This is a genomic window from Collinsella aerofaciens, assembly GCF_028209885.1.
Classification (GTDB): domain Bacteria; phylum Actinomycetota; class Coriobacteriia; order Coriobacteriales; family Coriobacteriaceae; genus Collinsella; species Collinsella aerofaciens_BA.
Genome location: NZ_JAQLEM010000054.1, coordinates 1 through 7,653 on the forward strand (window position 1 = coordinate 1; position 7,653 = coordinate 7,653).

8 protein-coding genes are annotated in these 7,653 nt (G+C 59.5%); 5 read left to right on the forward strand and 3 right to left on the reverse strand.

What is annotated here, in order from left to right:
* Positions 1 to 331 precede the first annotated feature (331 nt).
* Positions 332 to 451 carry an ATP-binding protein gene (locus PMX21_RS09625; RefSeq protein ID WP_271737480.1) on the reverse strand — a complete coding sequence of 40 codons (120 nt, stop codon included), beginning with the start codon at positions 449 to 451 and terminating at the stop codon, positions 332 to 334.
* On the reverse strand, positions 418 to 1,074 hold the full coding sequence (locus tag PMX21_RS09630) for an ATP-binding protein (RefSeq protein ID WP_271737481.1): 657 nt from the start codon (positions 1,072 to 1,074) through the stop codon (positions 418 to 420). The genes PMX21_RS09625 and PMX21_RS09630 overlap by 34 nt, the downstream gene beginning before the upstream one ends.
* Positions 1,075 to 1,459: 385 nt before the next feature.
* Here PMX21_RS09630 and PMX21_RS09635 point away from each other — a divergent pair, with 385 nt between their 5' ends.
* Entirely contained in the window at positions 1,460 to 1,861 is a 402-nt protein-coding gene (locus PMX21_RS09635; protein ID WP_195364264.1) for a hypothetical protein, read from the forward strand.
* A gap of 1,028 nt (positions 1,862 to 2,889) precedes the next feature.
* Here the strand turns inward: PMX21_RS09635 and PMX21_RS09640 are convergent.
* Complete coding sequence (locus PMX21_RS09640) at positions 2,890 to 3,549, reverse strand: DUF1648 domain-containing protein (protein ID WP_334204082.1); 660 nt, start codon at positions 3,547 to 3,549, stop codon at positions 2,890 to 2,892.
* Positions 3,550 to 3,816: 267 nt separating this feature from the next.
* Between PMX21_RS09640 and PMX21_RS09645 the strand changes: the two genes are divergently transcribed.
* From PMX21_RS09645 to PMX21_RS09660, 4 genes are all read left to right on the forward strand, one after another.
* Positions 3,817 to 4,668: a BspA family leucine-rich repeat surface protein gene (locus PMX21_RS09645; RefSeq protein WP_271759264.1), complete on the forward strand. Its 852-nt coding sequence runs from the start codon at positions 3,817 to 3,819 to the stop codon at positions 4,666 to 4,668.
* Between the two features lie 529 nt (positions 4,669 to 5,197).
* Positions 5,198 to 5,659 carry a DUF6273 domain-containing protein gene (locus PMX21_RS09650; RefSeq protein WP_195625315.1) on the forward strand — a complete coding sequence of 154 codons (462 nt, stop codon included), beginning with the start codon at positions 5,198 to 5,200 and terminating at the stop codon, positions 5,657 to 5,659.
* A gap of 395 nt (positions 5,660 to 6,054) precedes the next feature.
* On the forward strand, positions 6,055 to 6,306 hold the full coding sequence (relB, locus tag PMX21_RS09655) for a type II toxin-antitoxin system RelB family antitoxin (RefSeq protein WP_055287387.1): 252 nt from the start codon (positions 6,055 to 6,057) through the stop codon (positions 6,304 to 6,306).
* A 422-nt stretch (positions 6,307 to 6,728) separates the two neighbouring features.
* A complete protein-coding gene (locus tag PMX21_RS09660) occupies positions 6,729 to 7,547 on the forward strand; it encodes a DUF6273 domain-containing protein (RefSeq protein WP_271759265.1) in 819 nt (272 codons plus the stop codon).
* The last annotated feature ends 106 nt before the right edge of the window (positions 7,548 to 7,653 follow it).

Consider the following 7,653-nt stretch of genomic DNA (forward strand, 5'->3'; position numbering starts at 1 on the left):
GCCTGGGGTCCCTCATATACGGCCCTCCCGTCTCTCGCGCCCCTCCCGGAACTGTCCACATCAGTGTAGCCAATCCAGACGGCGTCGCACAGGTTCGTGACGGCGCCGAAGTCCAGGCGCGGCGAGCGCGTCGACGGCTCGGCCGACCTGTCGGCGGCCTGCCCGCGCCTGGCGGCGTGGCCGCGCTGCTGCAACGGGTGCGGCCGGTACCGTGCGATCGGCTGCAAGCGCCGCCCGCACGTATTCTGTGTTTCGTCAAGAGGATTTGAGCAAAAAGAGCATCGGAAATTGAGCAGTCGCAGCATCGGAAGCGCGCACGCTTTTTGAGCGGCTAGCCCTCCTGCATGAGGGCATGGCGGACGCGGTAGGACTCGCCGCGGAACTGGACGAGCCTCCCGTGGTGGACGATGCGGTCGATCAGGGCGGCGGCCATCTGGTCGTCCCCGAACACCGCCCACACCTGCTGAACTCCAGGTTCGTGGTGAATACCACCGACTGCCTCTCGTATGCGTCGGCGAGGACCTGGAAGAGCAGCCTCGCCCCGTCCGCGTCGAGCGGGAGAAACCCGAGCTCGTCGATGACGAGCAGGCGGGCCTTGCCGATGATTGCGGCCTCCCGGTCGAGCCTCCCGTCGTCGCGGGCGCGCCTCAGGCGCATCACGAGCGAGGACGCCGTGAAGAAGCGCGCCTCGAGCCTCCTCTCGCACGCCAGCGCGCAGAGGGCCGACGCCATGTGCGTCTTGCCGGTGCCGACGTCGCCCATGAGCACGAGGTCCTCCCTGCGCTCGACGAAGTCGAGCGCGAGCAGCGACTCGCGCCCCATGCCCTCCGGCCACGACACGGCCGACCAGTCGTAGCCGTCGAAGGTCTTGGGCGCCGGCAGCGCGCAGCGCCTGAGCAGCGTCGCGCGCTTCGAGGCCTCGCGGCTGGACCTCTCCGCCTCGAGGTAGCCCGCCAGGTACTCCACCTGCTTCGGGGTGCCGAGCCTCGACCACTCCTCCAGGACGGCGGTGGTGAGCGAGCACGACCGCCCGGCCTCCACGACCCTGCGGGCCAGCTCCTCGCTAGCTGCCATCGGCGACCGCCCCCTTCAGGAACCCGTCGTAGACCGACAGGTCGGCCCCGCCGGCCCCGCCGAGAGGGCGCGCGCAGAGAGGGGCGATGCCCCGCTGGCCTAGCCTAAGGGCGAAAACGGAATAGACGGACCGACCGTCCGGCTGAGTCTGGGAAGAGGTGCCGGGCGGCGGGCGGAGCATGGCCACCGGACCCATCGAAACACATCTCCACCGTTCCTTCAACTGGGAAAACGACGCCCCGTGGCCTGAATGGGGCCTCGGGGGCGTTCGGCTAACTGCGGGAACGGCCTATCCGCTCAATGTGTTCGGCTGAGATCGGAAATCAACCATATTATGGGCACAGTCGGCAATTGGGTTGGATAGCCTCGCACCGGAGGAATCAACATGAGTACAAGTAGCTACAAACCGCAAAAAGGCCGTGGCCTCCCGTGGCCTTTAGACACGGACGCTCCATCGGTTGCCGATCAGGCCGAGACGCCTAGCGAGATGGAGGCGGCGCTTGACGTTCGACAGGATGAGATTGCAAAGAGCGAGATCCTGAGTGGAATCAACAGGCCATCCTACGACTCATTATTTGCGGTCGCGAAGAATCGCGTCCAGCTTGCGATTCTGATCATGATTTGCTCCTTCCAGACGTCCAAAGGGCCTAATAGGAAGGATGCCAACGGAAAAGAACTTACAAAAGGTCTTTTCATGCGTCAGGACAAGCTCGAAAAAAAGTCTGTTCGACTCAACCGACTGTATCGAAAGCTCTGGGCGAGCTGGCTCATCGAGGCATCATCATGAAGACCGATGGGGTGTGGGTCATCGTTTGGGCTCAGCTCGATATTCAAGCGCGTGAGGCCGGATGGGATCCGCGCGCGGACGCGGGCGGCGAGGTCGGACGTGAAAGCCGGACCGCAGAGGTATCGAGCGCACGCGGCCAGGGCCTCGAGGGCGCCTGGCGGGTAGGGAGATCCGAGCATGAGGCAGGACAACGCGCAGGCCCGCGAAAGGTTCACGAGCTCCCCCGCGACGCGGCTGGACCCTCGGCTGCCCCTCGTAAAGGATGCAGAAGACACGGTCGAGGTCCGACGGTTCGACCAGGCTGTACCGGCAGTCCGCGTACAGTGCGCAGCCCCTCCCGCGCGGGTCGCCGTCCGAGTCCTCATCCGGCTCATGATGGCGCACCTCAACCCAAAGGCCCTCCAACACGTCGTCGAACCCGAAATCGAGCTCCGCCTGGACGCTCTCGCCGAGCGCATCGCCCAGGGCGAGCTCCGGCACCTTCGTCACACGGCCGTCCAGCCACTTAATCTCTGTCATCGCGCGCATGGTGCAAGCCCCTTCCGACACGGGATTGTCAGCTCAACCCGACCCTTACCCATACGGACGAACATAACTCGCCAGGGGGAAGCCCCTGAAGGCCGTGCGCCACAACATGAGGCCGAATCCGCCCCGGCTGGACAGGCCAACAACGAAGGAGCACACGGAACCGGCGCGGCGTTACAACCGTCCCGGCAAGCGTGTCACTTGGCCAAGTCATGATGCCGACAAACCCGGAAATGCTCCAACGGAGCGCCGAACGAGCGTAACAATATAAAGCCGTGCAACACGTGTTGGACGACCGGAACATCCCAAACAAAGGCCTGTAGGTCCCACCTTCAAGCCCAATAGCAAAATGTGCATCAGCGGATTTGCAGCGATACAAGTCTCAACCGTCACCATCACACCGCAGCGCGCCCAGTCCCACTCATCCTACTGCAAATGTCCCAGAACGAGAAAACGACCAGCTTAACATGCCAACCTTTATATCCGCACGCGCGTAATTCAACTCATAAGGACCGGCTATCCCTTACCTGTGACACAATCTCAAACGCACAGAACAGAATCATCAGTCCAATCATCGCATAAGAGGCAGCCGAACCTTCAAGCACTATTCCACAAAGAACAATCTCCGCGCAGCCAATAAGAACTGTTATCAGGCGCTCTGCCTTTTTGCTCTCGGCGCTCGCATAAAAAGGCGGCAAAGTGCACAAGATCACATATAGCCCGGGAAGGGAATACAGGATCGATAGTCCAAGTCCCCCATCAACCGCAGTGCTTTGCGTAAGAATCAACTGAACCCAAACGGCAATTTTCACTGAGCAGGTTGTCGATAAAAGAAGACTAGAAATATAGCACGCAACAAAGTCCCGTCGCATTCGAGCAGAGAAATCCGCGAACTCTCTTCGCCGCGTGGAAACAATAAGGTACACAGAAATTGCAATAGAACCAATCAGAGAAAACAGCGGAACAACCAGCAATTCAAGCTTATTACCCCATCGATCAACCACACCCCCACTCCAATGAGCGGGAATTGTATCAGGGAGGACTGACCAAGCCGCCCATAGAATCAGAAATGGAAGAATAGAGAGGATGAAAGATGATAACACTGCAGTAGTTTTTTTGAGGCTCTCATCGATTCCGCATCTCCTTGCGCGCCCACATTCCACTCCGCCTTAAATCAAGTATACGTTTTGGAACGGGATGTCACTCCGAACGCCTTACCCTCTTAGTGTGAATGCCGCTGCGGCATTGTTGACTCATCCTTAGTAATCGCGTCTATCCTCTGCAGCATCAGCCAAAGCAATCCGAGAGGAGCCGCACATGCATGCAGCGGAAATTCCTTTCGGGGGGGGGTATCTCCCAGATTTACCCGCCGCCCGAAGGGGCAGTCGACAGTCGAGTACGTACTGATCATCGCGATCATCGTCCTGGTGGTGCTGATCGCGGGACCGTGGGTCTCGTCGGCGATCACAAACCAGTTCAACACGGTGGCGGGGACGCTCGGCAACGGAATCTCAAAGGGGATCTGGGAGTCGGGCGGCACGGGCGGCGGCAACGGGTCGTTGACCGACGCCGACATCGTGGACCCCGTTCACGGGATAGCGTTCGCCGTGTACTCGGAGGACGACCACAGCCTCATGTTCTACAAGCGCCGCGGGGTCCCCAGAGTCGGTGACATGCTCAACAGCCGCCGCGTGACGGCGGTGTATACGGGGTTCGAAAATGGATACGCCACCGCGACCGTGGGAAACGACGGCAAGACGACTGCCCCCTGGTGGCCTAACAGAAATAATATCGTGGCCGTAAAGGCCATTGGCGATGGCATAGAAATCCACTCGTTGGCATTTTGCTTTCAGTACATGGAGAACTGCAAGAGCTTTGATCTGGCAAAGTTCGACATGTCGAACTGCACAAATCTGCAGCACGCATTCGCGTATTGCGGCAATGCGACTTCCTTCAGTATTTCAAGCTGGGATACGTCCTCGGTCGTCGAATTCGACTCGGCGCTCAAAAACCTTTACAAGGTCGAGGAGATTGACATCCCCGGATGGTCGACGCGGAAAGCCGGCGATTTACGTCTCCTTTTTTCCACCGACAGTTCGCTGAAAAGCGTGAAATTTGGACCAGGGTGGAAGACCTCAGATGTTATGGATATGCTCGGCATGTTTAGCTATTGCAAAAATCTAAACCTCGACTGTTCCGATTGGAATGTCCCAACCTATGCCAATCATAGTGACTTCAATCACTGCGCCCCCGGCGTTATCCTCCCGAAGGCGTGGCAGTAGGTCTGAAGAAACAAAACGGCAAGCAGTTTATGTGGCGCGGGCACCCGTGCCGCCGTTGCCTCAGCGGCACGTTACGGGCTAGTCGGTTCGATTTAACGTACGCTCTGCATGCAATATCAATCCCCATGCGAAGGGCGTGTCGCATATGCATGCAGCGGCAATTAACCTTCGGGGGGTGGGTATCTCCTAGGAATACCCGCCTCCGAGGCCAAGGAGCCATCGAGTACGTTCTGGTCATCGCGATTATCGTCCTGGTTGTGATGATAGCCGGCCCTTGGGTCTCGTCGGCAATCAGGAACCAGTTCAACACGGTGGCGGGAGTATTGGTAAACGGGACAGCAGGTGGGACTTGGGAACCGAGCGGTTCCGGCAGCGGTAACGGCGCGGGTTCCGCGACCGTCCAGGCGGCGCTCGCCAAGGACGCGAAGGACACGCGAAGGACTGGACCCTCGGTGAGCAGAAGGCAGTTGCCGAGGACATCGCCGCCAAGGGCGAGGCGTCGCCCGCTTACGCCAAGGCGAAGGCCGCGATGGATGCCGGCACCGAGTTCTCGATGAAGCTCACCGATGGCAAGACGCTGACTTACCGCATTATCGGCATCAATCATGATGACCCTGCAGGCGGATCCGGCAAGGCGGGCCTCACGTTCCTCACCACCACGACGGGCATTTGGTCCCCCATGAACGCGATTGACACCAACGCCGGCGGTTGGGAGAAGTCTGAACTCCGTCAGAAAATGAACTCCGGCAAGATCTGGAATCTGATGCCCTCCGATTTCCAGTCCAAGGTGAAGGCCGTCAAAAAGCTATCGAACAATGTCGGGGGCGGTGATGAGAACAAGAACGCCGCCGTGACGGCTACCTCGGACAAGCTGTTCCTGCTCAGCTACTCTGAGATCGCCCCCCACCTCCTATTGGGCATCCTATCCCTGGACTTCCTCCGAGGGCACCCAGTACGAGGCCTTCAAAGGCAAGGTGACGGAGAACTATAATCCCAACTCTGCCATTGCCATTGGCAGCGGTTGGTGGGAGCGTTCGGTGTTTCCGAACGCCTCGAAGGGCTTCCTCCATGTCGACAGCAGCGGCAATCCGTCGGACAGCAACTCCGCGCCGGGCTGGTTTTGCGTCTCCCCCGCCTGGTGCTTCTAGCTTGTCTAGCGCAAAGCCCGCGTTACCCCGCGCGTGCTTTCTTTTGGCGACCGAACGAACGGCTTCAGGTTCATGGCACGGGTAGTCGGATTGAAGAGAAATGGGGTCATACAGCGGCTCTCAGAGCGCCTGCCGTACTCCCCCGCCATTACCTCTGCTGCGTCCTCGTATAGAGTCCATCCTGCTTGGTGTTTCGAGTTCGGGGCGTATACGGTGGGTGGATAATGGATTCACTTCGATGACGGCGTTTACGGGAGCGACCATGGCGATGCGCGAGATCGCGGTCAAGTTCGATGAGGGCGAAATGGCCTTGATTCAGGGCCATGCGGACGCCACGGGCATGACCTTTTCCGAGTTCGTGAGAAGGGCCGCGTTCGAGAAGGCTGAGGACATGGCGGACATCGAGGCCTACAACGAGGCTTTGGACGGGGACGGCGGCACTCGCTACCCGATGGAAGAGGTCGTGCGCATGGCGGTGGAGGCTGAGTGATTGTCCACACGCGTTGTCTGTCTCGGCTCTAAAGGCTTCTCTTGGGCGGGGTTCGGCTTATAGCCGGGTCCCGCTTTTTTGCGGCTTTCAGTTGTCTTTCTGAAGGTATGAAATGGCTGCCTCGATATGAATACGGTCGGCATTCGAAGCGGACGTTATAGCCGCGCTAATAGCGCATGACTTTCTCCCCTGCCGTCATCGTTGCCGCAGCGGCAAGACCGTTGCAAATACTTGGAATAGCCCTACGCTCGGCTCGTATTGCAAACCCCGAGTGAAGGGAGCCGTATATGCATGCAGCGGCAATTAACCTTCGGGGGGGGGGGGTCGCTCCTGAAACGACCCGCTTCCGAGGGCAATCAATTATCGAGTACGTCCTGATCATTGCCGTCATCGGCCTGGTCATCGTGTTCGCGGGACCCGGCGTGGCCGGAGCCATCCGAAACCAGTTCAACCTGGTCGGCAACACGGTGAACAATGGGACGGTCGGCGGCGTCGAGGGAGGCGCGTCCGGTGGCGGCTCCGCAGGCGCCGATTCCGCGGCCGTCCAGGTGGCCATCGCCAAGGACGCGAAGGACTGGACCCTCGACGAGCAGGAGGCGGTTGCCAAAGACATTGCCAAGAACGGTACATCGTCTATCGCCTACGCCAAGGCCAAGGCCGCCATGGATGCCGGCACCAAGTTCTCGATGAAGCTGACCAATGGCAAGACGCTCGAGTACCGTATCATCGGCATCAACCACGACGACTTGGCCGATGGTAGCGGCATGGCAGGCTTGACGTTCGAGGCGACCAACTCTGCCTTGGGTAGCCAGAGGATGAACGCTACGGACACCAATGCCGGTGGTTGGGATAAGTCCGAGCTCCGTACCCGCCTCAACAGCGGTGACCTCTGGTTGCTCCTGCCCAGCGAGCTCCAGTCAAAGGTGAAACCCGTCACAAAGACAACCGATAACGTTGGCGGTAACGGGGGCGGTGCCCCCTCGGCGACGACCGACAAGGTTTTTCTGCTCTCGGCAACCGAAGTATACGGGGATATGCAATCTGACGGCATCCAGTACGAGTGCTACAAATCCAAGGGCGTGACGGGGTCGAACTATTCCGGTGCATCAGGCTATAGCCACTGGACTCGTTCCGTGAGACCGCGCAGCTCCACATCCTTTCGCTATGTTCAAAGCGGCGGTATTTGCTACAGCTACAGCGCGACGGACTCGTTTTATGTCCTCCCCGCTTTCTGCTTCTGATCTCTTTCATCGCAAAGCCCCCGCAATCCTGAACTGCACCCCAAAACTTGGACGGCTTAAATAAGAACTACGCCGCAAGGGACTGTCTCCGGAACTCCTCCGGGGT